This is a genomic window from Streptomyces sp. NPDC054975 (assembly GCF_053609105.1).
In genome coordinates, this window is record NZ_JBSGWV010000002.1 from 82875 (window position 1) to 106885 (window position 24011).

24 protein-coding genes, 1 tRNA gene and 1 pseudogene are annotated in these 24011 nt (G+C 71.5%); 14 read left to right on the top strand and 12 right to left on the bottom strand.

The genetic code is table 11. The features are described from left to right. Nucleotides 1–208 precede the first annotated feature (208 nt). Nucleotides 209–583: a VOC family protein gene (locus tag ACWF79_RS02750; protein WP_453726246.1), complete on the top strand. Its 375-nt coding sequence runs from the start codon at nt 209–211 to the stop codon at nt 581–583. Nucleotides 584–609: 26 nt separating this feature from the next. After that, nucleotides 610–1080 (top strand): GNAT family N-acetyltransferase, encoded by a 471-nt coding sequence (locus ACWF79_RS02755; RefSeq protein ID WP_453726247.1) that lies wholly within the window; start codon nt 610–612, stop codon nt 1078–1080. A 152-nt stretch (nt 1081–1232) separates the two neighbouring features. Here the strand turns inward: ACWF79_RS02755 and ACWF79_RS02760 are convergent, their stop codons facing one another. Both ACWF79_RS02760 and phoU read right to left on the bottom strand, forming a co-directional pair. Next, entirely contained in the window at nt 1233–1385 is a 153-nt protein-coding gene (locus ACWF79_RS02760; protein ID WP_453726248.1) for a hypothetical protein, read from the bottom strand. 112 nt (nt 1386–1497) lie between these two features. Then, entirely contained in the window at nt 1498–2178 is a 681-nt protein-coding gene (gene phoU / locus ACWF79_RS02765) for a phosphate signaling complex protein PhoU (RefSeq protein WP_453726249.1), read from the bottom strand. Nucleotides 2179–2441: 263 nt separating this feature from the next. Here phoU and ACWF79_RS02770 point away from each other — a divergent pair, with 263 nt between their 5' ends. Both ACWF79_RS02770 and ACWF79_RS02775 read left to right on the top strand, forming a co-directional pair. After that, nucleotides 2442–3677 carry a sensor histidine kinase gene (locus ACWF79_RS02770; protein WP_453726250.1) on the top strand — a complete coding sequence of 412 codons (1236 nt, stop codon included), beginning with the start codon at nt 2442–2444 and terminating at the stop codon, nt 3675–3677. Further along, a complete protein-coding gene (locus tag ACWF79_RS02775) occupies nt 3674–4354 on the top strand; it encodes a response regulator transcription factor (RefSeq protein ID WP_015035162.1) in 681 nt (226 codons plus the stop codon). The genes ACWF79_RS02770 and ACWF79_RS02775 overlap by 4 nt, the downstream gene beginning before the upstream one ends. A gap of 182 nt (nt 4355–4536) precedes the next feature. Here the strand turns inward: ACWF79_RS02775 and ACWF79_RS02780 are convergent, their stop codons facing one another. Beyond that, the gene (locus ACWF79_RS02780) at nt 4537–5229 is read right to left on the bottom strand and encodes a DUF461 domain-containing protein (RefSeq protein ID WP_453726251.1); all 693 of its coding nucleotides are present in this window, start codon (nt 5227–5229) and stop codon (nt 4537–4539) included. 650 nt (nt 5230–5879) lie between these two features. Here ACWF79_RS02780 and ACWF79_RS02785 point away from each other — a divergent pair. The 6 genes from ACWF79_RS02785 to ACWF79_RS02810 all read left to right on the top strand — a co-directional run bounded on the left by ACWF79_RS02785 (nt 5880) and on the right by ACWF79_RS02810 (nt 12341). Next, nucleotides 5880–6362 carry a CarD family transcriptional regulator gene (locus ACWF79_RS02785; protein WP_003953493.1) on the top strand — a complete coding sequence of 161 codons (483 nt, stop codon included), beginning with the start codon at nt 5880–5882 and terminating at the stop codon, nt 6360–6362. Nucleotides 6363–6743: 381 nt separating this feature from the next. After that, complete coding sequence (ispD, locus tag ACWF79_RS02790) at nt 6744–7493, top strand: 2-C-methyl-D-erythritol 4-phosphate cytidylyltransferase (protein WP_453726252.1); 750 nt, start codon at nt 6744–6746, stop codon at nt 7491–7493. Next, complete coding sequence (ispF, locus tag ACWF79_RS02795; protein WP_453726253.1) at nt 7483–7977, top strand: 2-C-methyl-D-erythritol 2,4-cyclodiphosphate synthase; 495 nt, start codon at nt 7483–7485, stop codon at nt 7975–7977. Before ispD ends, ispF begins: the two co-directional genes overlap by 11 nt. 203 nt (nt 7978–8180) lie before the next feature. Further along, nucleotides 8181–9578 (top strand): cysteine--tRNA ligase, encoded by a 1398-nt coding sequence (cysS, locus tag ACWF79_RS02800; RefSeq protein WP_453726254.1) that lies wholly within the window; start codon nt 8181–8183, stop codon nt 9576–9578. A gap of 85 nt (nt 9579–9663) precedes the next feature. Further along, nucleotides 9664–10623: a 23S rRNA (guanosine(2251)-2'-O)-methyltransferase RlmB gene (gene rlmB, locus ACWF79_RS02805; RefSeq protein ID WP_453726255.1), complete on the top strand. Its 960-nt coding sequence runs from the start codon at nt 9664–9666 to the stop codon at nt 10621–10623. A gap of 143 nt (nt 10624–10766) precedes the next feature. Continuing rightward, on the top strand, nt 10767–12341 hold the full coding sequence (locus ACWF79_RS02810) for a DoxX family membrane protein (protein WP_453726256.1): 1575 nt from the start codon (nt 10767–10769) through the stop codon (nt 12339–12341). Nucleotides 12342–12470: 129 nt separating this feature from the next. On the opposite strand, the gene ACWF79_RS02815 is transcribed toward ACWF79_RS02810, so the two are convergent. The 3 genes from ACWF79_RS02815 to ACWF79_RS02825 all read right to left on the bottom strand — a co-directional run bounded on the left by ACWF79_RS02815 (nt 12471) and on the right by ACWF79_RS02825 (nt 14941). Further along, complete coding sequence (locus ACWF79_RS02815) at nt 12471–13187, bottom strand: nucleotidyltransferase family protein (RefSeq protein ID WP_453726257.1); 717 nt, start codon at nt 13185–13187, stop codon at nt 12471–12473. Nucleotides 13188–13237: 50 nt separating this feature from the next. Continuing rightward, the gene (locus ACWF79_RS02820) at nt 13238–13651 is read right to left on the bottom strand and encodes a hypothetical protein (protein WP_453726258.1); all 414 of its coding nucleotides are present in this window, start codon (nt 13649–13651) and stop codon (nt 13238–13240) included. Nucleotides 13652–13843: 192 nt separating this feature from the next. Next, nucleotides 13844–14941, bottom strand: coding sequence for an ABC transporter ATP-binding protein (locus ACWF79_RS02825; RefSeq protein WP_453726259.1), 1098 nt, complete (start codon nt 14939–14941; stop codon nt 13844–13846). Nucleotides 14942–15123: 182 nt separating this feature from the next. Here ACWF79_RS02825 and ACWF79_RS02830 point away from each other — a divergent pair. After that, a tRNA-Thr gene (locus tag ACWF79_RS02830) sits at nt 15124–15200 on the top strand. 132 nt (nt 15201–15332) lie between these two features. On the opposite strand, the gene ACWF79_RS02835 is transcribed toward ACWF79_RS02830, so the two are convergent. Beyond that, a complete protein-coding gene (locus ACWF79_RS02835) occupies nt 15333–15881 on the bottom strand; it encodes an SMI1/KNR4 family protein (RefSeq protein ID WP_453726260.1) in 549 nt (182 codons plus the stop codon). A gap of 140 nt (nt 15882–16021) precedes the next feature. Beyond that, complete coding sequence (locus ACWF79_RS02840; RefSeq protein WP_453726261.1) at nt 16022–17422, bottom strand: NAD(P)/FAD-dependent oxidoreductase; 1401 nt, start codon at nt 17420–17422, stop codon at nt 16022–16024. A gap of 182 nt (nt 17423–17604) precedes the next feature. Here ACWF79_RS02840 and ACWF79_RS02845 point away from each other — a divergent pair, with 182 nt between their 5' ends. Then, on the top strand, nt 17605–18507 hold the full coding sequence (locus ACWF79_RS02845; protein ID WP_453726262.1) for an aminoglycoside phosphotransferase family protein: 903 nt from the start codon (nt 17605–17607) through the stop codon (nt 18505–18507). A gap of 286 nt (nt 18508–18793) precedes the next feature. Further along, nucleotides 18794–19270: an N-acetyltransferase family protein gene (locus ACWF79_RS02850; protein WP_453726263.1), complete on the top strand. Its 477-nt coding sequence runs from the start codon at nt 18794–18796 to the stop codon at nt 19268–19270. An 88-nt stretch (nt 19271–19358) separates the two neighbouring features. On the opposite strand, the gene ACWF79_RS02855 is transcribed toward ACWF79_RS02850, so the two are convergent. Beyond that, entirely contained in the window at nt 19359–20357 is a 999-nt protein-coding gene (locus tag ACWF79_RS02855) for a zinc-binding dehydrogenase (RefSeq protein WP_453726264.1), read from the bottom strand. Nucleotides 20358–20466: 109 nt separating this feature from the next. After that, nucleotides 20467–21636: an FAD-dependent oxidoreductase gene (locus tag ACWF79_RS02860; RefSeq protein WP_453726265.1), complete on the bottom strand. Its 1170-nt coding sequence runs from the start codon at nt 21634–21636 to the stop codon at nt 20467–20469. 105 nt (nt 21637–21741) lie between these two features. Here ACWF79_RS02860 and ACWF79_RS02865 point away from each other — a divergent pair. Next, a pseudogene (locus ACWF79_RS02865) lies at nt 21742–21939 on the top strand (pentapeptide repeat-containing protein); the annotation flags it as partial. A 102-nt stretch (nt 21940–22041) separates the two neighbouring features. Here the strand turns inward: ACWF79_RS02865 and ACWF79_RS02870 are convergent. Further along, entirely contained in the window at nt 22042–22542 is a 501-nt protein-coding gene (locus tag ACWF79_RS02870) for a hypothetical protein (RefSeq protein WP_453726266.1), read from the bottom strand. 155 nt (nt 22543–22697) lie between these two features. Continuing rightward, the gene (locus tag ACWF79_RS02875; protein WP_453726267.1) at nt 22698–23963 is read right to left on the bottom strand and encodes an FAD-dependent monooxygenase; all 1266 of its coding nucleotides are present in this window, start codon (nt 23961–23963) and stop codon (nt 22698–22700) included. Nucleotides 23964–24011 lie beyond the last annotated feature (48 nt).

Consider the following 24011-nt stretch of genomic DNA (forward strand, 5'->3'; position numbering starts at 1 on the left):
CATCGCGTAAGGTCCCCGATGTGATCACCGGATCGGCGACTCTTCGCCACGCACGGATGGGTCAGCCGGTGGAAGGCTGATCCCGCAGCGGGGGCGCGTACGGCATCAGCCCGTACGGCGACCCCTTCGTTCGGCACGTGGACCTCCGCGGGCGTTTTCGCACCCCGAGTCCACCCTTCGTGCCGAACACACAGCGAGGTCACACCACATGGCAGTCAGCTTCAACCACACCATCATCGCCGCCAAGGATCGCGACGAGTCCGCTCGTTTCTTCCGCGAGCTGCTGGAACTCCCCGAGGCGCCGTCCTGGGGCCCCTTCGTCAACATCCAGCTCTCCGACGGCGTTCTGCTCCAGTTCGCCGAGCCGCCCTTCGAGATCCAGATGCAGCACTACGCGTTCCTGATCGACGACGAGCTCTTCGACCGCGCGTACCAGCGGCTCTGCGACGGCGGTGTCGAGCACTGGGCCGATCCGCAGATGCGGCTCGCGGGCGAGATCAACCACGGGCACGGCGGCCGAGGCGTGTACTTCAAGGACCCCGCCGGTCACGCCATCGAGTTGATCACCCAGCCTTACCTGTAGTTCCGGCGCCTCGATAGCCTCGCGCCATGGCTGCCACCTCGCTCCGGCTGGAGAAGATCACCCCCGACAACGTCGACGTCGCGCTCGCCCTGCGCGTCCACCCCCACCAGGAGAAGAACGTCGCCCCCGTCGCGCACTCGCTGGCGGAGGCGTACGCCTTCGGGGAGATCGCATGGCCCCGGCTCGTCCTCGACGGTGACGAGATCGTCGGATTCCTCATGGCCTTCCTGGACATCCCATGGGCCCCGGAGAAAGACCCCGACGACCGCCGCAGCGGGCTCTGGCGGCTCAACGTCGCCGCCGACCGGCAGGGCAAGGGGTACGGGCGCTTCGCCGTCGAGGCCGTACGCGAGGAGATACGGCGGCGGGGCGGCGGGCCCATGTACGTGACGTGGGAGCCGGGCGAGGACGGGCCCGAGGGCTTCTACCTCGGGCTGGGCTTCCGCACGACGGGGGAGACCAGCGGCGGTCAGACCGTCGGCGTCCTCGACGTGTGAGTAGGGGCGGGGCGAAGACCGGCGGCCGGCAGACCGTCGGCGTCCTCGACGTGTGAGTGCGGGGCGGGGCGGAAGCCTCCGCCCGACACGTGCGGTCCCGCCGGACACGCGCGCGGCCCCGCCCGGTCCTCCGGGCGGGGCCCACGCGTTCCTCAGGAGCAGCCCCCGCACTGGCACGGCCCGCCGGACTGGCAGCCGCAGCTGCAGCCCGGACCGCACGAGCAGCCGCTGAGACGGAGAACGGGCAGGAGCACCGCGTCGCGCGGGATCACCTGCTGGACGTCGGTGGTGGCGGAATCGGCCATGGGTCCCTCCTCGGAGGCGTACGTCGCCTCCCCCCATTGCATGCCCATCCTCCCGGGCGCATCAACGGCGCACAGGAGTGCGAACGCCACCCCGCCCAGCTCGTCCCGAGCGTTACGCGCCCTCGACCGGCGCGTCCGTCGGCTGCAGCTCGTCCGCGTGCTCACCCGTCACCAGGTACACGACGCGCTTCGCCACCGACACCGCGTGGTCGGCGAACCGCTCGTAGTAGCGGCCGAGCAGCGTCACGTCGACGGCCGTCTCGATGCCGTGCTTCCAGCGGTCGTCCATCAGGTGCTGGAAGAGCGTCCGGTGCAGCAGGTCCATCTCGTCGTCGTCCTGCTCCAGCTGGAGCGCCAGGTCGACGTCCTTCGTGATGATGACCTCCGCCGCCTTCGCCATCAGGCGCTGGGCCAGCTGACCCATCTCCAGGATCGTCGCGTGCAGGTCGCGCGGCACCGCCGTCGCCGGGAACCGCAGCCGCGCCAGCTTCGCGACGTGCTGCGCCAGGTCGCCGGAGCGCTCCAGGTCGGCGCTCATCCGCAGCGAGGTGACGACGATCCGCAGGTCCGTCGCCACCGGCTGCTGGCGGGCCAGCAGCGCTATCGCACGGGCCTCCAGGTCGTGCTGCAGGTCGTCGACCTTCTGGTCCGCGGCGATCACGCTCTCCGCGAGCTTCAGGTCGGCGTCGAGCATGGCCGTCGTGGCGCGCCCGATCGCGGACCCGACCAGGCGGGCCATCTCGACCAGGCCCTCGCCGATCGAGTCAAGTTCCTCGTGGTACGCGTCCCGCATCGATGTCCCTCTCTCACAGATGACCGGGGTCCCCGTGGTGCTCGGACCCCCACGCTCCCAGATTCGAGCCCCTACAAGTCAGGCGCGTCCACCCCAAGTGAATGACCCCTTTCACCCTGGTGAACTCTGGGCGACCTGCGCCGTGCTCCCGCTCGGTCCAAATGAACCGGCACAGTCCCCACGGTGAACTCTGGGCGACGACTGTTCGAGCAGCCACTCGGACGGCTGGGAGAGTGTCTGTCCTGCCGCATAACCTTGAGGGCATGGACGTGAACGCGGCGGTCGCCGCATTGGCCGCGATCGCCGGGGTGTGCACCGGCGTGATCGCCATGCTGGCGTTCCGCTGGAGCGAGCGCGACCAGGCGCGACCCACCCGGACCTCCCTGCACACCGACGCCGTGCTCCCGCCCGGTGTCGACACCGTGCTCTCCGTGCTGCGCTCCTCCGCGGTCGTGCTCGACGAGAGCGACTCCGTGGTCAAGGCCAGCTCGGCGGCGTACGCCCTCGGTCTGGTCCGCGGCGGAAAGCTGGCCGTCGAGCCCATGCTCAACATGGCCCGCGACACCCGCCGGGACGGGGAGATACGCCAGGTCGAGCTCGACCTGCCCCGGCGCGGCAGCGGCCGAGGCGAGGCCCTCGCGGTCTCCGCCCGGGTGGCGCCGCTCGGCTCCCGCCTGGTCCTGCTCCTGGTCGAGGACCTGACCGAGGCCCGCCGTATCGAAGCGGTACGACGCGACTTCGTCGCCAACGTGAGTCACGAGCTCAAGACTCCCGTAGGAGCGCTCTCCCTGCTCTCCGAGGCCGTCATGGACGCCTCGGACGACCCCGAGGCGGTCACCCGCTTCGCCGGCCGCATGCAGATCGAGGCGACCCGGCTCACCAACCTCGTACAGGAGCTCATCGACCTCTCCCGGGTGCAGAACGACGACCCGTTGGAGGACTCCGAGCCGGTGCGGGTGGACGAACTGGTCGCCGAGGCCATCGACCGCTCCCGGCACGCCGCCTCCACCAAGCAGATCACCATGGCCTCCGGAGGCACCGCCGACCTGCACGTCTGGGGCAGCCGCGGCCAGCTCGCCGCGGCCCTCGGCAACCTCGTCGAGAACGCCGTCAACTACTCCCCGGCGCGTACGCGGGTGGGCATCGCCGCCCGCCGCGTGGCCGCACCCGGCGGCGACCTGATCGAGATAGCGGTGACCGACCAGGGCATCGGCATCTCCGAGAAGGACCGCGAGCGGGTCTTCGAACGCTTCTACCGCGTCGACCCGGCCCGCTCGCGCGCCACGGGAGGTACGGGGCTCGGCCTGGCCATCGTCAAGCACGTGGCCGCCTCGCACGGCGGAGAGGTCACGGTCTGGAGCAGCGAGGGCCAAGGCTCCACCTTCACCCTGCGGCTGCCCGAGGCGGGCGCCGTACGGGACCGCCGATCATCCGCCTCCGCCTCCCCCACCCCCGATCTCATGACCGACCCGCTCCCTGCCCCGGAGGTCCTTCCGTGACCCGAGTGCTCGTCGTCGAGGATGAGGAATCCTTCAGCGACGCCCTGTCGTACATGCTCCGCAAGGAAGGCTTCGAGGTCGCGGTCGCCGCGACCGGGCCCGACGGCCTCGACGAGTTCGAGCGCAACGGGGCGGACCTCGTCCTCCTCGACCTGATGCTGCCCGGCCTGCCCGGTACCGAGGTGTGCCGCCAGCTGCGCGGCCGCTCGAACGTCCCGGTCATCATGGTGACCGCGAAGGACAGCGAGATCGACAAGGTCGTCGGGCTGGAAATAGGAGCCGACGACTACGTGACGAAGCCCTTCTCCTCGCGGGAGCTCGTGGCCCGCATCCGCGCGGTCCTGCGCCGCCGCGGTGAGCCGGAGGAGGTCACCCCCGCCGCCCTGGAGGCCGGCCCGGTCCGGATGGACGTGGACCGCCACGTCGTCACGGTCGCCGGCGGCAAGGTCGACCTCCCGCTGAAGGAGTTCGACCTCCTGGAGATGCTGCTGCGCAACGCGGGGCGCGTGCTGACCCGTATGCAGCTGATCGACCGCGTCTGGGGTGCGGACTACGTGGGCGACACCAAGACCCTCGACGTCCACGTGAAGCGCCTGCGGGCGAAGATCGAGCCCGACCCGGGCGCCCCGCGTTACCTGGTGACGGTCCGCGGCCTGGGCTACAAGTTCGAGCCGTAAGCCGTAAGCCGTAAGCCGTAAGCCGTAAGCCGTAAGCCGTGAGCCACGAGCCGTGGCGTTAAGCCCTGAGCCGTAAACGCTCAGCTGTGAGTCCTGTGCCGTTCTCGGTCTCGTACGTACGTGAAAGGGGCGCCCCGTCGGAGTGATCCGATGGGGCGCCCCCTTGACGTTCTACGTTCCGGTCAGTGACCGGCCCCGTGGCTCGCGCCGCCCGTCGGCGTGGCGGTGCCGGTCGGCGTGCCCGTCGGCGTGGCCGTGCCCGACGGGGTGGCCGTGGAACCGGGCTTCGCGCCGTGGCCCGCCTCGCCCGTCCCGGTCGGGCTGGCCGAACCGGTCGGCTTGGCGGCCGGGGGCTGCGGGATCTCGGCCGGGCCGAAGTCCTTGAAGTAGCCGGTCGCCGGGACGACGAAGGCCTGGAGGGTCACGTCACCCGTCTTGCTCAGCTTGAAGACGAGCTCCTGAGCGCCGCCGTCCTTCACGGCCTCGTGGCCGTTCTCGATCGTGGCGGAGGCGTTGCCCTGGCCGCCGATGACGACCGAGCCGCCCGGGGCGATGGTGATCGGGCCCGAGCCCGTGGCGGCCTTGAGCTTCACCGGAGCGGTGGAGCCGCCCAGGGTGATCGAGTCGAGCGTCTGCGGCGTGCTGCCGTTGTTGAACACCGTCGCCGAGACGACGGCGGGGCCCTTCGCGCCGGCGGTCGGCTGGGTGATCACCAGAGCGTTCTGGATCTTGACGTCTTCCACCGTGACGGCGGCGTTGTCCGGCCGGACGCCGAGGGTCTGCGCGTCGTTGCCGGCGCCACAGGCGGACAGCGAGGCGATCGAGATCACGATGGCGGTGGCGGCGAGGGCGCCGCGTCGAAGGCTGCGGCTCACGGCGGCGGCATCTCCTAGGACGTACGGACGGGCATGGACAAGCCGGCTGGAGTCGTGCACAGGACCAACCGGCTAAGGGCGAGCTAAAGGTGCGTCAGCGCGCTTAGGTTACCGAGCCACCCTCTCCGTCCCGCACCCGACCCGCCCCTTCACGCACCCGCCACGCGACGCACCCGCCCCGGCCGGCCCCCGGGCCCTTCCCGAACCCGTCTCACGACGGCCGGATCACGTCGCATTGAGGCTCCGTTCACATAACCGACTTGATCAATTCGGCGGCCGTCCTCGCATTCCGTCGCCCGTGTCGCGGAAAAACTCGTCTCACACCGATGGGTGATCAATTCGGGATTCGGTCCGGGATGCCTCCGCACGGGTGACCGATCCTCGAACGGAGTACGTGAAGAGGTGCACTCTGAACCCGGCAAAACGGGGCAACCCGCCCTCTCCGGAGCTCTTCGGGCCGGCGTGACGCCCGCGTTTCTCTCCGTCCGCGCAGCCGCTCCGACCTGCGAATACCGCCCTCCGGAAGCCCTCCGCAGCACGTCCGCGTTGCTGTTGTCAAGCCCCGAGATATGCCCTGACCTGCGAAAACGCCATTCAGAAGAAGCCGTATCCGTGTTACCCTGGATAGCCACGGAAGGGGTACCTGTCACATGACGTTCAAGGTTGGCGACACCGTGGTCTATCCCCATCACGGGGCCGCGCTGATCGAGGCCATCGAAACTCGCCAGATCAAAGGCGTGGACAAGACCTACTTGGTGCTCAAGGTCGCCCAGGGCGACCTGACGGTTCGTGTGCCGGCGGACAATGCGGAGTTCGTCGGTGTTCGCGATGTAGTTGGTCAGGACGGGCTCGACCGGGTCTTCGAGGTGCTGCGCGCGCCGTACGCCGAGGAGCCCACGAACTGGTCCCGTCGCTACAAGGCGAACCTTGAGAAGCTCGCCTCCGGCGATGTCATCAAGGTCGCCGAAGTGGTCCGCGACCTCTGGCGCCGGGAGCGCGAGCGCGGACTCTCCGCAGGTGAGAAGCGTATGCTCGCCAAGGCTCGGCAGATCCTGGTGAGCGAGCTGGCGCTCGCGGAGAACACGAACGAGGACAAGGCCGAGGCTCTCCTCGACGAGGTCCTCGCGTCCTGAATGAAGCGATGCCGCGGTGCCCGTTGGCGTGCTGTGCCCCACACAGTGCTGCCGCCGGGCGCTGCGGCATGTTTCGTCTCATGCGTCGCGAGCGCCGCGAAGTCGTCTCATGAGCCCCAGGCGGCGTCCGAGCTGACGTCCGGCCGTCCGGGCCCCGGGTGACGTCCGTCTCGTGACGCGTCCGTCCACGAAACTCCCGTATCCCCCAGCCCCCTCGCGTCCTATGGAACGTCCCTCGTGCCACGCGCCACGCTCCGACCGTCGTCACGGAAAGGGCCCGGTCAGGGCGTTGCGCCGGCACTCCCCCCAGCCTTCGGCGGGGGGCACCCCCAGGGCCATACCCATGTCCGCCGAGGAAACAAACCTGCCGGAGTGCAACCGATGACAGACGAAACGCGTCCCCCCAGGACCGCCGTGGTGATCCCCGCGGCGGGCCGGGGCGTGCGCCTCGGCCCGGGCGCCCCCAAGGCGCTCCGCGCGCTGAACGGCACCCCCATGCTCATCCACGCCGTCCGGGCGATGGCGGCCTCCCGCGCCGTCTCCCTCGTCGTCGTGGTCGCTCCGGCCGACGGCGCCGCCGAGGTGAAGAACCTCCTCGACGACCACGCGCTGCCCGAGCGCACCGACTACCTCGTCGTCCCCGGCGGCGACACCCGTCAGGAGTCCGTACGCCTCGGTCTCGCGGCGCTCCCCGAGGGCGTCAGCACCGTCCTCGTCCACGACGCGGCCCGCCCGCTCGTCCCCGTCGACACGGTCGACTCCGTCATCGAGGCCGTCCGCGACGGGGCCGTCGCCGTCGTCCCCGCCCTGCCGGTGGCCGACACCGTCAAGGAGGTCGAGCCCGCCGCGACCAAGGGCGACCCCGAGAGCGTCGTCGCCACCCCCGAGCGCTCCCGGCTGCGCGCCGTCCAGACCCCGCAGGGCTTCGCCTACGAGACCCTCGTCAACGCCCACGCGACCGTCGCCCTCACCGGTGACGGGGCCACGGACGACGCGGGCATGGTCGAGCGGCTCGGCGCGCCCGTCGTGGTCGTGCCCGGCCACGAGGAGGCGTTCAAGGTGACCCGCCCGCTGGACCTCGTCCTCGCCGAGGCCGTACTCGCCCGCCGGAGGGCCAACGATGGCTTCTGAGCGCCCTCTGATCCCCCGTACCGGCATCGGCACCGACGTGCACGCCTTCGAGCGCGGCCGCGAACTGTGGTGCGCGGGCCTCCTCTGGGAGGGCGAGGAGTACGGGCTCGCCGGTCACTCCGACGGTGACGTCGCCGCCCACGCCGCCTGCGACGCGCTCTTCTCCGCCGCCGGCATCGGCGACCTCGGTGCCCACTTCGGCACCTCCCGCCCCGAGTGGTCCGGCGCCTCCGGCGTCACGCTGCTCGCGGAGGCCGCCCGGATCGTCCGCGCGGAGGGGTACGAGATCGGCAACGTCGCCGTCCAGGTCATCGGCGTCCGTCCCAAGGTCGGCAAGCGCCGCGACGAGGCGCAGAAGGCGCTGAGCGCGGCGGTCGGCGCGCCCGTCTCCGTCTCGGGCACCACGACGGACGGTCTCGGCCTCACCGGCCGCGCGGAGGGCCTCGCCGCGATCGCGACGGCCCTGGTGTACCGCACCGCCTGACGGTCCGGTGTATCGCCCCGCCTGCCGTACGGGTGTACCGCCCCCTGGCGTACGGGTGTACTGCTCGTCCGGCGATCCGCTGTACCGCCCCGCCTGGCGGGCCCACCCACGGCCGTCGGGAAGTCGGCCGGGCATACCCACAATTTGCCCCGCGAACCCGAATAGGTCGCGGGGCACTACCACACGCCCACTACCCTGGAGTGGTGACCATTCGCCTGTACGACACCAGCGCCCGGCAGATCCGTGACTTCACCCCGCTCACACCGGGCCGCGTCTCGATCTACCTCTGTGGTGCCACCGTCCAGGCAGCCCCGCACATCGGGCACATCCGGTCGGGGCTGAACTTCGACATCATGCGCCGCTGGTTCGACCACCGCGGCTACGACGTCACGTTCGTCCGCAACGTCACCGACATCGACGACAAGATCATCGCCAAGGCCGCCGACCAGGGCCGCCCCTGGTGGTCCATCGGCTACGAGAACGAACGCGCCTTCAACTCCGGCTACGACGTGCTCGGTTGCCTGCCGCCCACCTACGAGCCCCGCGCCACCGGCCATGTCACCGAGATGGTCGAGATGATGCGCGGACTCATCGAGCGCGGTCACGCCTACGAGGCCGACGGCAGCGTCTACTTCGACGTGCGCTCCTTCCCCGGCTACCTCGCGCTCTCCAACCAGGACCTCGACGACCTGCGCCAGCCCGACGAGGGCGTCTCCGGCAAGCGCGACCCGCGCGACTTCGCCATGTGGAAGGCGACCAAGCCCGGCGAGCCCGACTGGGAGACGCCGTGGGGCCGCGGCCGGCCCGGCTGGCACCTGGAGTGCTCGGCGATGGCCCACAAGTACCTGGGCTCCGCCTTCGACATCCACGGCGGCGGCCTCGACCTGATCTTCCCGCACCACGAGAACGAGATCGCCCAGGCGAAGGCCTTCGGCGACGACTTCGCCTCGTACTGGGTGCACAACGCCTGGGTCACCATGAGCGGCGAGAAGATGTCGAAGTCGCTCGGCAACTCGGTGCTCGTCTCCGAGATGGTGAAGCACTGGCGCCCCATCGTCCTGCGCTACTACCTCGGCACCCCGCACTACCGCTCGATGATCGAGTACAGCGAGGAGTCCCTGCGCGAGGCCGAGGCCGCGTTCGGGCGCATCGAGGGCTTCGTCCAGCGCGTCACCGAGAAGGCGGGCAAGACCGTTCCGCCCGCCCCCGAGGTGCCGCCCGCGTTCGCCGAGGCGATGGACGACGACCTGGGCGTCCCGCAGGCGCTCGCGATCATCCACACGACCGTCCGCCAGGGCAACAGCGCGCTCGCCGCCGACGACAAGGACGAGGCCATCGCCCGACTGGCCGAGGTCCGGGCCATGCTCGGCGTCCTCGGTCTGGACCCGCTCGACCCGCACTGGGCCGAGGAGTCCGACCGGGGCGAGGAGCTGCACGGCGTCGTCGACACGCTCGTACGCATGGTGCTCCAGCAGCGCGAATCGGCCCGCGAGCGCAAGGACTGGGCAACCGCCGACGCGATCCGCGACCAGCTCGGCCAGTCCGGCCTCGCCATCGAGGACAGCCCCGACGGCCCCCGCTGGACGCTGGGCAACCGCTGATTCACCAGAGAATGTGCCGCTCGGGGAGCCGGGCGGCACACTTCACTTACAGACCTATGTACGCAACACCGAGGATTAGGTAGTCATGGCCGGGAACAGCCAGCGCAGGAACCGCCGCACGTCCAACAAGAAGGGCGCGACGGTCGGCAGCGGTGGCCAGCGGCGCAAGGGCCTCGAGGGCAAGGGCCCCACGCCGCCCGCCTCCGCCCGCAAGGGGCACAAGAAGAACCGTGTCGCCAACGCCCAGGCCCGGCAGGCCGCCGCCCGGCGCCCCGCCCCGCGCCGAGGCGGCCCCAAGGGCACCTCGGAGATGGTCGTCGGCCGCAACCCGGTCTTCGAGGCGCTGCGCGACGGCGTTCCCGCGACCACGCTCTACGTCCAGCAGTTCATCGACAACGACGAGCGCGTCCGCGACGTGCTGAAGCTCGCCGGCGAGCGGGGCAACATCAACCTGATGGAGGCCCCGCGCCAGGAGCTGGACCGGATGACGAACGGCCTGAACCACCAGGGCCTCGTCCTGCAGGTCCCGCCGTACGAGTACGCGCACCCCGAGGACCTCACGGCGGCCGCCTACGACGCCCACGAGGACCCGCTGATCGTCGCCCTCGACGGCGTCACCGACCCGCGCAACCTCGGCGCGATCGTCCGCTCCGTCTCCGCCTTCGGCGGCCACGGCGTGGTCGTCCCCGAGCGCCGCGCGGCCGGGATGACCGCGGGTGCCTGGAAGTCCTCGGCCGGCACCGCCGCCCGTACGCCGGTCTCCCGCGTCACCAACCTCACCCGCGCCCTCGAAGGCTTCCAGAAGGAGGGCCTGACGGTCGTCGGCCTCGCCGCCGACGGCGAGCACACGGTCGAGGACCTGGAGGCGCTCGACGGCCCGGTCGTCATCGTCATCGGCAGCGAGGGCAAGGGCCTGGGCCGCCTCGTCGGCGAGACCTGCGACTACCGCGTCCGCATCTCGATGCCCGGTGGCGCCGAGTCGCTGAACGCCGGCGTCGCCGCGGGCATCGTCCTCTACGAGGTCGCCCGCCGCCGCGCGAACTGACCTCGCCGCACGGCTACGGGACCGGGTCCAGCTCGCTGAGCTGGGCCCTTTCCCGTGCTCCCGCACGCTTGGCGTGATCTTGACGGGTCTCGGACATTCAGGGCCCGTCAAGGCAGTGTCCAAACCCCGCGTCACTCGGTTAGATGAGTGTGGACACCAGAACGCCCCGGCCGGGGTTCGACGATCAGCCCGCGCTGAGCATGCTCAAGGTGGATTCCGATCCCGCGCAGGTCATCGTGAACCACGCCAGCTTCCGTGTGCGGCTCGCCCCAACCCAGCAGCCGAAGTTCGCCGCCTCCCGCGGTCCGGCCCTCGCCGGAGCGGCAGCGGCATCAGCCGCGGCGGGCGGGGCCGCCGGGCGCCGCCGCCCCGTCGTGTGGACCGGCAAGTCCTCCCCCGGGGCGACCGGGCTGCTCCAGGCCGTGCGGGAGTCCTCCGTCTCCACCCTGGAGCCCCCCGCGCACCTCGACGCGGGCGCCACGCAGGCCATCCCGCGCATCGGCGACACCATGGAGACCCCGGTCGTCCCCGCCGAGCAGACGCCGCTGCTGCCCCCGATGCGGCGCGCCGAAGGCGCCTTCGACCAGCCCTACGACAGCCCGTACGAGCTGTCGCGCGAGGGCTCGTACGGCGACGCGGGTTACGGAGACGGCGACGACGAGGAGCTCCGCGGCCGCCGCCACGGCGCCGACCCGGTCCGGCACGCCTACTACCCCGGGCGCCGGATGAACCTCGGCGTCGTGCTCCTCCCGCTCCGCGTCTTCCTCGGCTTCATCTCCATCTACGCCGGCATGGGCAAGCTCTGCGACCCCGTCTACTTCGACGGCGGCGAGCGCGGCTCCATGGTCAAGTGGCTCAACTCCCTGCACCCCTGGGCCCTCGCCGAACCGCTGCGCGACTTCGCCCTCCAGCACCCGGTCGGCGCCGGACTGACCGTCGCCTTCCTCCAGGTCGTCGTCGGCGTCCTCACGGTCCTCGGCCTCTGGCAGCGGGTCGCCGCCGTCATCGGCGCCGGCCTGTCGGCCGCCCTGCTCCTGACCGTCAGCTGGAAGACCGTCCCGGTCTACGACTCCGCCGACATCATCTTCCTCGCCGCCTGGTCCCCGCTGATCATCGCGGGCGCGCCCGTCTACTCCATCGACAGCCGCCTCGCGGGCGAGGCCTGGCGCACGCTCGGCCCCCGCTCGGAGCTGTGGGAGCTGCGCCGCCGGGTCCTGCGGCGGGGGGCGCTCGTCGCCTCCGTCGTCGTCGGCCTCACGCTGCTCATCGGTTCGGTGCTCGGCGGCGCCGTACGGTCGGCGGAGATGGTCACCGTGCCCGGCCCGAACGACGACCCGATCAACCACCTGCCCGGCCGGACGCTCCCCCAGGAGCCCGGCGAGCGCACCCCGTCCCGGTCCGCCTCCACGCAGCCCAAGCCCACGGCGACCGAGGGCGCGAGCGGGGAGAGCGAGAAGGACAAGACGGCCGAGCCGAGCGAGACCGTACGGGAGACCGGCCGGACCCAGGAGAGCCGGCCGACCGCGACGCAGGGCACCGGCACCCGTACGCCGACCCAGTCGAGGCCCGCGGCCCCGCCGTCGACCAGCTCCGGCCCCACGAGCTCGGGCGGCTCCAGCAGCAGCAGCGGCGGCAGCGGCGGTGGTGACGGCGGCACCGGCACGAGCGAGCCGACGAGCGGCGGGAACAGGAACCCGATCGGCGGCCTGCTGGGCTGAGGCACTGGTCGTACGAGAAGGGCGGCACCGCGAGCCGGTGCCGCCCTTCTGCTTGCCCCGACGCTGCCCTGCGCTCGCCCGAGCTGCCCTGCTTGCCTGACGGCGCCCTGACGCGCGTACGCGTGGCTCTCAGGCCCTCTGAGCGGCCAGCTCCTTCGCGGCCTCGGTGAGGTCCTTCGCGGTGTCGATCGCCCGCCAGTAGGCCCCTTGGGGCAGCGGGAAGCCCGCGAGGCGGCGCTCCCTGGCCAGCCGGGGGAAGGTGGTGCGCTCGTGGTCGCCCCGGTCGGGGAGGAGCTCGGTGAACGCGGCGGAGAAGACGTACACGCCCGCGTTGATGAGGTACGGCGACGGCGGCGACTCGATGAAGTCGGTGATGTGCCCGAAGGTGTCGGTCTCGACGGCGCCCCACGGGATGCGGGGGCGGGCGAGGGCGAGGGTGGCGGTGGCGTCGCGTTCGGCGTGGAAGGCGGCCATCTCACGCAGGGAGAAGCGGGTCCAGATGTCGCCGTTGGTGGCGTACCAGGGCTGTGCGGGCTCGGGAAGGTGCGCGGCGGCGTACTTGAGGCCGCCGCCGCGGCCGAGCGGCTCGGGTTCGACGACGGTCTTCACGCGCAGCGGAAGATCGGCGGAGGCGAGCCAGTCCTGGAGCACCTCGGCGAGATGGCCGCAGGACACGACCGCGTCGGTCACGCCCTCGGCGGCGAGCCAGGACAGCTGATGGCCGATGATCGGGGTCCCGGTGCCGGGGATCTCGACCATCGGCTTGGGGCGGTCGTCGGTGTACGGGCGCAGGCGCGAGCCCTGGCCGCCCGCCAGGACCACGGCCTGCGTCGGGGAGGTTTCCATACCGCGAACGATATGCGTACCTCGTGAGGCAGCCGTTCAGGGTCGCGGCGTCAGCTCGCGAACATGACTCCGGTCGCGAACGAGGTGTCGCAGACCGGGCGCGAGTAGGACTGGGCGCGGGTGGGGCCGTAGTGGCGTACGGCGGCCTTGCCGAGGGCGCGGGCGATGGACATGCAGTGCTTGGCGAGCGAGGGGCTGTTCTCAACCTCGCGCTGGAGGTGCGTCAACGCCGTGCCGGGGTCCTTCTCCTGAAGCTCTGCGAGGAGGCGGTCGCGCAGAATATCCTGCGGGGCGCGGGACTTGGCGGGGACGGAGACGTCCTCGGAGGATGCGGTGAGCATCTGGGTGTCGGAGCCCTGGCCGGCCCACGGGACGGCGGACACCGCGAGCGTCCCGGAGAGCACCAGGACAACGGGCAGGACGAGGGCGAGAGAGCGGCCGATTCGGCGGGCAGTGTGGGTCACGCAGGCGAGCGTAGCGGCCAGTGAAGATATGGCGACATTTAGTCACTCTCGCGGGGGATGGTTCGACGCGGCTTTTCGATTCCCGTGTTGACGACGGTGTCCGAATTGGCTCTGTTGCCGGGGTATTTGTCGACATGGGGGAACGGCCCCGCATCTGCAACAGATGCGGGGCCGTTCGGCAGCACGGACCACTCAGCCGGAGAGACGCTCACCGGTCGAGGTGGAGAAGACGTGCAGCTCGTCCGGGCGGGGCACGACGTGCAGCGTGGAGCCCTTCTCCGGGACGGCGCGGCCGCCGACGCGGACCACCAGGTCCTTGTCCTCGCTGCCGACGCGGGCGGAGCCGTAGACGTAACCGTCGGCGCCGAGCTCCTCGACGACGTTCACGGAGACGGCCAGGCCCTCCTTGCTGGTGGCGCCCGACACGTCGAAGTGCTCGGGGCGGATGCCGACCGTCACGGTCGTGTCGCCCTTGGCGGCGGCAGCGGAGAGCGCGTCACGGGAGACCGGGACGACGCTGTTGCCGAACTTCACGCCACCGTCGGTGATCGGGACCTCGACCAGGTTCATGGCGGGGGAGCCGATGAAGCCGGCGACGAAGAGGTTGGCCGGGCGGTCGTACATGTTGCGCGGCGAGTCGACCTGCTGGAGCAGACCGTCCTTGAGGACGGCGACGCGGTCGCCCATGGTGAGGGCCTCGACCTGGTCGTGGGTGACGTACACGGTGGTGATCCCGAGCCGCCGCTGGAGCGAGGCGATCTGCGTACGAGTGGACACACGCAGCTTGGCGTCGAGGTTGGACAGCGGCTCGTCCATGAGGAAGACCTGCGGCTCACGCACGATCGCACGCCCCATGGCCACACGCTGGCGCTGACCGCCGGAGAGCGCCTTCGGCTTGCGGTCCAGGTACGGGGTGAGGTCGAGGATCTTCGCGGCCTCTTCGACCTTGGCGCGGATCTCGCTCTTGTTGACGCCGGCGATCTTGAGGGCGAAGCCCATGTTGTCGGCGACGGTCATGTGCGGGTACAGCGCGTAGTTCTGGAACACCATGGCGATGTCCCGGTCCTTCGGCGGCAGGTGCGTGACGTCGCGGTCACCGATCCGGATGGAGCCGCCGTTGACGTCCTCCAGACCGGCGAGCATGCGCAGGGAGGTCGACTTGCCGCAGCCGGAAGGACCGACGAGAACGAGGAACTCCCCGTCCTCGATCTCGATCTCGAGCTGGTCGACGGCGGGCTTGTCGGAACCCGGGTAGAGCCGGGTCGCCTTGTCGAACGTGACAGAAGCCATGGTGATGTGTCCCTTCACCGGCAGGAACGTGCCGGACGATCCGAGTAAAGGAAGGATTGAGGTCTAGTCCACCTGGGTGAACTGCAGGCGACGCTACCTGGCGGGACGGGATCTGTCAGCACTCCCGGGCCGGTGAGATTTCCGACCGTGACGGGGCGCACGTTGGATACACTGCACTCGCTGCCTCCTTAGCTCAGCTGGCCAGAGCACCGCTCTTGTAAAGCGGGGGTCGTCGGTTCGAACCCGACAGGGGGCTCCACGTAGGACATGCGAAGACCCTCAACAGATCTTGGTTGGGGGTCTTCGACATCTACGGGTGACGCCAACCCCCTGGATGCCGACGCGGGGAGGAGCTGCTCCATCGAGTTTCGGCGTCGGCTGGGTGGTTCGTTCACTCCGCGATTCGGGAGGCGGCCCTCTCCCAGGGAAACGGCTCTGCCACGTCTTCATCCTCATCGGCGTCTTCCCGGTACCAACCTGTTCCGGCAAGCCAGGATTCGAGCCACTCGGCCAGACTCCCGGCGTCGACGAACCAGGCGGCGGCTCCGTCGTCCTCCATGGCGTTCGGTTCGAAGAGCAGAACCGCGGCGGTATCGCTGAGGCAGTCCACTGCTGCGTACATGGCGCAGCCCCAGTCGAGGATCGGTAGCACGCCCGCGGGCCAGTACGGAGTGTCTCCCTTGGCTGAGGCGGATCGTTCGGACTGGTATTCGCTCAGCACCGTACGCCCGGCCCCGACCAGTGGAAGAAGCTGGTGATCGGGGCCGTAACCACCGTTGGCCACCTCCCGATACAGACTCGCCAGCAGCGGGGGGAGCCCGAACCCGAGAACTGCCTCTGCCGAGGCCACCTCCTCGGCACTGGCGACGCCAGGCAACGTCGTGGATGTGGCCCTGGCCTTCGCCGCTACGCGGGCAACGAGATCTTCGGTGGCTGTCACGTGCGTGATCCTGTCAGGTGCCTACGACACCGCGAGATGTCCAAGTCAGCCGTGTCCACGGAACACCGAGGGGGCTCATGGCGAGGGCCGGCGTGGCGGACGGGTTCCCCGCGTCGGCCCTTTCGTGTGGGCGGGGCTCGCTAGCGGCCCGAGAGGCGGTCGGCGAAGGTGGCGATGGGGGACGTCGTGGGGGTGTGGGTGGTGGATTCCTGGCGGTCGGCTGTGCGGTAGGCCGCGTACATGGCTTGGACGCCGAGCCAGCGGAGGGGTTCCGGTTCCCATTTGCGGACCTTGTGGTTGACCCAGGGGAGGGCCGTCAGGTCGGTGGGGCCCGACTGGCCCGAGTCCTGTTGGATGAGGTCGCGCAGGGTGCGGGCCGCCAGGTTGGTCGTGGCGACGCCCGAGCCGACGTAGCCGCCCGCCCAGCCCAGGCCGGTGGAGCGGTCGAGCGTGACCGTCGCGCACCAGTCGCGGGGGACGCCGAGGACACCGGACCAGGCGTGGTCGATGCCGACGCCGGCGAGGGACGGGAAGAAGCGGACCAGGATGTCGCGGAGGGCCTCGATGGTCTGGGGCTGGGTGCGGCCGTCGTTGTCGGTCTTGGAGCCGTAGCGGTACGGGACGCCCCGGCCGCCCAGCGCGATGCGGCCGTCGGCGGTGCGTTGCGCGTACATGTACGCGTGGGCCATGTCGCCGAGGGTTTCGCCGCCCCGCCAGCCGATCGTGTCCCACTGGGCCTCGGTGAGCGGTTCCGTCGCGATCATCGAGGAGTTCATCGGGAGCCAGGTGCGGCGCTGGCCCGTGAGGGAAGCCGTGAAGCCCTCCGTGCAGCGCAGGACGTACGGCGCGCGGACTGTGCCGTACGGCGTGATCGCGTGCTTCGGCTTGATCTCCGTGACCGGCGTCGACTCGTGGATCGTGACGCCCAGGGACTCGACCGCCTCGGCCAGGCCCGTGACCAGCTTCACCGGGTGGAGGCGGGCGCCGTGCGGGGTCCAGGACGAGCCGACCGCGCCGGCGACCCGGATGCGGTCGGTGGTCTCCCGGGCGCCGTACAGCTCGCGCTCCTTCTCGCCGAACGCGATCTCGACGGCGTGGAAGGCCTTGAGGCGGGCGAGCTGGGCGGGTGAGTGCGCGATCTCCAGGACGCCACCCCGGTGGATGTCGGCGTCGATGCCCTCGGCCGCGCAGACCTCGATGACCTCGGTGACGGTGTCGTTCATCGCCTGCTGGAGGCGGACGGCCGCCTCGTGGCCGTGCAGCTTGGCGTAGCGGCCGCGGCCGGCGATGCCGTTGTAGAGCCAGCCGCCGTTGCGGCCGGAGGCGCCGTAGCCGCAGAACTTGGCTTCCAGGACGGTGATGTTGAGGAAGGGGACGGCCTTCTTCAGGTAGTACGCGGTCCACAGGCCGGTGTATCCGCCGCCGACGATGCAGACGTCGGCCGTGGCGTCCCCGGGCAGGGGCTCGCGCGGGGCGGGGGTGCCCTCCTGCGCGTACCAGAACGAGATGCCGCCGTTGACCGTGCTGCTCCTGCTGACCATGGGCGGGAGGCTACTGGATGGGTGGGCGCCTTGCGCCTTGGGATACGGGTCTTTCGGCGGGGATGGCGGTGCCCTGCCCGCGTCCGCGTTCGGGGCTGCGGATTTCGTTGCCGTACCGCTGCGTCGAAAGGACCCCTTTTTACTTGCGTGTGCCGTGCCACGCGCGTGAGTAGCGTTGTCCTGTGATCGAGATTCCGGCGGAACTGGCGGCGTCCCAGGCGCAGTACAACGGTGAGGCGGGGCGGGCGTTCGTCGCGGCGCTGCCCGGGCGGGCACGGGAGTTCCTGGACCGGTGGGGGCTGCGGGTGACCGGGCCTTCGATGTACGGGGCGGCGTCGCTCGTGCTGCCGGTGACCCGGGCCTCGGACGGTACGCACGCGGCCCTGAAGATGCAGCTCCTCGACGAGGAGAGCGCCGGCGAGGCGACGGCGCTGCGGATCTGGGACGGAGCCGGGGCCGTACGGCTGCTCGCGGACGATCCGGAGACCGGCACGATGCTGTTGGAGCGGCTGGACGAGGGCCGGCATCTGTCGGCGCTGGGGGACGCGCGGGAGGCGGTACGGATCCTCGGGGAACTGCTCGCGCGGCTCGTCGCCGTACCGGCGCCTGAGGGGTTGCGGGGGCTGGGTGACATCGCGGCGCGGATGGTCGCGGACACGCCGGAGGCGGCGACCCGGCTCGGCGCGGAGGACGCGGCCCTGCTGCGGGACTGCGCGGCGGCGGTACGGGAGGTGATGGGCGAGCCGGGAGACCGGCTGCTCCACTGGGACCTGCACTACGACAACATCCTGGCGTCGGAGCGCGAGCCGTGGCTGGCGATCGACCCGAAGCCGCTGGCGGGGGACCCGGGGTTCGATCTGCTGCCGGCGCTGACGGACCTGTGGGACGCGGATCCGGTGGCCGGGACGCGGTGGCGGTTCGACCTGCTGACGGAGCGGCTGGGGTTGGACCGGGAGCGGGCGCGGGCGTGGACGTTGGGGCGGGTGTTGCAGAACGGGCTGTGGGACGTGGAGGACGGCGAGCCGGCGCTCGACCCGGATCAGGTCGCCATCGCCCGGGTCCTGCTGGGCAGCGGCGGGCGTTGACCTCGCTCGGGTGGGCGGCGTTGACCTCGCTCGGGTGGGCGGGTGGAGGGCTGGCGGGGGCGTGGTGGAGGCGTGGTCGGGTTGGCCGGGATCCGGGCGGCTGGTGAGGCGGGCTGACGCTGTGGGCCGGTGGGGGGCTGGCGGGGGCGTGGTGGGGGCGTGGTCGGGTTGGCCGGGATCCGGGCGGCTGGTGAGGCGGCTGACGCTGTGGGCGGGCGGAGGGCCGGTGTGGCGGGCTGACGTGGAGGGCTGGTGGGGGCGGGTCGGCGCGGTGCAGGCTGGGGCCATGATTCGTACCGCCACACCTGCCGATGTGCCCGTGATCCACGCGATGGTCCGCGAACTCGCCGACTACGAGAAGTCCCTGCACGAGGCCCGTGCGACGCCCGAGCAGCTCCACGAGGCGCTCTTCGGCCCCCGCCCCGCTGCCTACGCCCACATCGCGGAGACCCCCGAGGGCGAACCGGTGGGCTTCTCCCTGTGGTTCTTGAACTTCTCGACCTGGCGCGGCGTCCACGGCATCTACCTGGAGGACCTGTACGTCCGCCCGTCGAGCCGTGGCGGCGGTTACGGGAAGGCCCTGCTGGCCGAGCTGGCGCGGATCTGCGTGGAGCGGGGTTACGAGCGTCTGGAGTGGTCCGTCCTGAACTGGAACACGCCGTCGATCGACTTCTACGAGTCCCTGGGCGCGCGGCCCCAGGACGAGTGGACGGTGTACCGCCTCACGGACAAGGCGCTGGCGGCGCTCGGTTCGCAGGAGTAGGTGGCTGTCGCCGGGTGATCCGGGTGATCCAGGGGCGGCCGTTGCCCGGTGGTCCGGGGCGGCCGCCCTCGTGTGTGGGTGTTGCTCCTTACGGGATCAGGACCACCTTGCCGATCGTGCCCCGGGTTTCCAGCGCCCGGTGGGCCGTGGCCGCGTCGGAGAGAGGGAAGGGGTGGACCGTCGGGCGGAGGGTGCCGGTCGCGGCGGCGGACAGGGCGGCCAGTTCGAGGTTGCGGATGTCGCCGCCCGCCTTCTGGAGCATCGCCGGGCCGAGGACGGACTCCGAGGTGATGCCCCGGGCCGCGAGTTCCTCCTCCGTGAAGGTGAGGGGTTCGCCCTCGTGGATGCCTGTGCTGGACCAGCCGAAGACCAGGTGCAGCCCGCCCTTGCCCAGCAGGTCGACCGCCGCGCGGCCCGTGTCGCCGCCGACCGAGTCGAAGACGACCGTCGCCGTCCGGGAGCCCAGGAACGCCCGCACGCGCTCCGGCCAGTCCGGGAGCTTGTAGTCGACGGCCAGGTCGGCGCCGTTCTCCTGCACGCGGGCCACCTTCTCGGGGCCGCCCGCGAGGCCGACGACCGTGGCGCCGGCGTTCTTCGCGTACTGGACGAGGAGGGTGCCGATGCCGCCCGCCGCCGCCGGGACGACGGCGATCGAGTCCGGGCCCAGGTCGGCGAACTGGAGGATGCCGAGCGTGGTGCGGCCCGTGCCGATCATCGCGACGGCCTCCGGCTCGCCGAGGTGGTCCGGCAGGGCGTGCAGCTTCGCGGCGTCCACCACGGCGAGTTCCGCGTAGCCGCCGGGCGCCATGCCCAGGTGGGCGACCACGCGCCGCCCCAGCCAGGACGGGTCCGTGCCCTCGCCGAGCGCGTCCACCGTGCCGGCGACCTCACGCCCGGGGATCGTCGGCAGCTCGGCGGGGGCGGGGAACGGGCCGGTGTGCCCCATGCGCAGCGCGGCGTCCAGGAGGTGGACCCCGGCCGCGGCGACCGCGATCCGTACCTGACCGGGGCCGGGGACCGGGTCCGCGACCTCCTCGTACGTGAGGTTCTCTGCCGGGCCGAAGGCGTGGAGGCGGATCGCGTGCATCGTGAACTCCCCGATGGATCGTCGTCAGTCGTCTAGGTCGTCTGGGCCGTCTGGGCCGTCTATGTCGCCGGTGACGTCTGGTGCTCGGCGACGGGTACAGCCTCCGACCTCAAGCAGACTTGAGGTCAAGGCTTTTCGTGCGGAGCGCCAGCGACACCGCCTCGACCGCGCTCGTGAAGGAGACCTCCGCCAGCACTCCGGGCGCCGCCACCTCGTCGCCCACCAGGTACACCCCGTCGCCCCGGTCGATCGCCGGCCGGTCGCGCCAGGTCGTGCCGGGGCGGTCCACCGCTCCCGTACGGCCGCCGGAGACCGCCTCCCGGCGCCAGACCTCGCGCTCGCGCCAGCCGGGGAAAGCCAGGTCCAGCAACCGCTCGCCATGGGCCACTCCGTCCGCCTTGGACGCGGACGGGGCGATGGGGAGCTGGGCCTGGATCAGCTGTTCGCCGGCCGGGGCGAGGGAGGGGTCCTGCGCGGTGAAGCGCTCGATCCAGCCGGGCGCGTCCAGGTCGGAGACGACGAACGGGTCGCCCTTGCGCGTGCGCAGCGCCAGGTCGAACAGGACGGTGCGGCCGCTCTCCCCGCGCAAGCTCGTGTCCCCCAGGAGCCGGGCCGCCGCCGCGAGCGAGGTCGCGACGACGACCGGCCCTTCGGCGACCGGCAGTTCGTCGAGCCGGGACGACGTCTCGATCCGTACGCCCAACTCCCGGGCGCGCGCCGCCATCCGCTCCACGAGCCGCCCCCAGCCGCCCCGGATGTACTTCGCCTCGGGCGGCAGCGCGGCGGCCCGGTGCAGCCGTTCCTGCACGAAACGGGCCGAGAGCGCGCCGGGGTCGTGGTGGAAGAGGGCGACCCCGCTGTACGCGGCGGCCTGGGCGGCCACCTCGGGGCCGGCGACCCGCGTGGCCCAGGTGAGGAAGTCGCTGTCGACGGGGGCCTGTTCCGCCGTACGGAGCGTGTGGCGCAGGAAGCGCAGCGGCGGGGTGCGGCGCAGTACGCCCGCGTGGTGGATGCGGAAGCGGACCGCTTCGCGGGGCGGCAGGGATGCGAGCGGACCGAGGAGGCCGCGCTGGGCGAGCCAGGTCCAGTGGGGGCCGCGGCGGTAGACCGCGTGCGGTCCTTCGTTGGTCCGGTACGGGCCCTCGGCGGTCCTCGCCCGTCCGCCGAGGGTGTGGTGGGCCTCGTGGAGGGTGACTCCGGCGCCGGCCTCGGCGGCGGTGATCGCCGCCGTGAGCCCGGCGAATCCGCCGCCGATGACGGTGATGTTCGGTCGCTGCATGGCGTGCCCCTTCGGGTCGTGCTGGTTGCTGTACGGAGGGGACGGCGGTGGGGGTGCCGGATGTGACATCGGGGCGTTGTCAGTGGCGCACGTCACCATGGGGACATGACGACGGGCAGGAAGAGGACCGCGGCCGCACGGCGGGCGGAGGTGCGGCTGCCGCCGCTGGTGGCGTACGAGGGGGGAGGTCTGGAGCCGGACGGGGATGACGACGGGCTGGAGTTCCAGGGGCTCGACCTGGCGGGGCAGAGCGGGGCGGGGGCCCGGTTCCTGGACTGCGCGGTGCGGGACTGCGCGGTGGACGGATGAAGGACGTCGACCTGCGGGCGGTGGCTCGGCTGGAGATCGCGCGGGGTGTGGACGCCTTGGCGGGCGCGGGTGGAGGACTGACCTCCGGCCGTGGCGTCAGGGAAGGCGGGGGAAGCGGGCCTGCAGGTCCCAGATCACCGGGTTGTCGCCGAGGCCCTCGTGCATGTCGGTGAGGTCGGCGACGAGGTCGTGCAGGAAGTCGCGGGCCTCGCGGCGGAGTTCGCGGTGGCTGAAGGTGAGCGGGGGCTCGTCGCCGGGCATCCAGTCGGCCTCCACGTCCACCCAGCCGAAGCGGCGCTCGAAGAGCATGAGGTCGGAGGACTCGGTGAAGTCGAGCTCGGCGTACTGGCGCTGCGAGGACCGGCTGCCGCGCGGGTCGCGGTCCAGCTGCTCGACGATGTCGCACAGCGCCCACGCGAAGTCGAGCACCGGCACCCATCCCCAGGCTGTGGACACCTCGCGGTCGGACGCGGGGTCGGCGAGGTACACGTCCCCGCAGAAGAGGTCGTGGCGCAGCGCGTGGACGTCCGCGCGCCGGTAGTCGGTCTGCGGGGGGTCGGGGAAGCGACGGGAGAGGGAGTAGCCGATGTCGAGCACGGAGACGATGCTCCCACGGGCGGGGAGGGGGGACGCACGTGAGTGGCGGCGGAGGGGGGAGGCCGGGAGCGCTGCGGTACGGGAGGGCCCCGAGCCCCTGCACGGACGGGGGCCGGTCCCGTCCGGGTGTGCGGGCGCCTGGAGGGCTTGGCCGTCTAGCCGCGTGATCTCGCGTGGAGGGTGCGGGCCAGGCGGGGGCCGAGCCAGCGCTTCAGGCGGCGGAGGGGTTCCAGGCCGTCCGCGGCGCGGTCGATCCGGTAGTAGAGCTGCGGCGGGATGTGGGGGAGCAGGGGCGAGTGGCGCTGGCCGAGCAGCGCGAACATCTGGCCGGGAGGCAGCCGCATGTAACGGGGCAGGTTCTCGTACCACTGGGCGCTGTAGCGGGCCGCGCTCTGCGCCGAGAGCAGCTCCGCGCGCCGCCGCCTGCCGTAGCGCGTGAGCGCGGCGTCGAGGGCGTCGGGGGCCACGGGGGCGTCGGGGGCGCCGGTTCCGGTCGTGCCGCTCGTCCCGGTCGTGCCGCGCAACGCGTCCGCGAGGGCGAGGGCGTCCTCCAGAGCCAGGGTCGTGCCGGCGCCGATCGAGTAGTGCGTGGTGTGGGCGGCGTCCCCGAGGAGGACCAGGTTGCCGTGGTGCCAGGCGCGGGTGGTCAGGGTGCGGAAGTTCAGCCACTGGGCCGCGTCGTCGTCCTGGGCGCGGCCGATCAGCTGCTGCCCGTCCAGGAGGTCGTGGAAGAGCTTCTCCAGGAGGTTCAGGCTGTCCGCCTCGCCCATCCGGTCGAGCCCGAGACCCGTGAACGTCTCCGGGGCGCACTCCACCACGCACGTCGACTGCTCGCCGCTGAACCCGTAGGCGTAACACCAGATCCAGCCGTGCTCCGTCTCCTTGAAGGCGAAGCTGAAGGAGTCGAAGACCTTCGTCGTGCCGAGCCAGATGTAGTGGTTCCGGCCCGTGGCGATCTCGGCGCCGAAGTGGTCGGCGTGCGCCTCGCGCAGTGCGCTGTTGACCCCGTCGGCCGCGACGACCAGGTCCGCGTCCGCCAGTTCCGGGGCGTCGGGGCCCGGGATGCCGTGCTCGAACTCGACCCGTACGCCCAGGGCCTCCGCCCGCTCCGCGAGGAGCGCGAGCATCCGGCGCCGGCCGATGCCGAAGCCCTCGTCGCCCCGGTGGACGGTCCGCTCGTCGCGGACGATCGCGACGCCGTCCGTCCAGGTGACCGAGGCCGCGCCGATCGCGTCGGCCGACTCCGGGTCGCCCGCCCGCAGCTTGTCGAGGAGCCCGGCCCAGTAGGTGACACCCCAGCCGTAGGTGGAGCCGGCCGGGTTGCGTTCGTAGACGGTGATCTCGTGGGACGGGTCCTGCCGCTTCATCAGGATCGAGAAGTACAGGCCGGCGGGCCCACCGCCGACGCAGGCGATCTTCACGCGCGCTCCCACTCAACAACGAGACGGACTGACACCCTGCGATGGAAC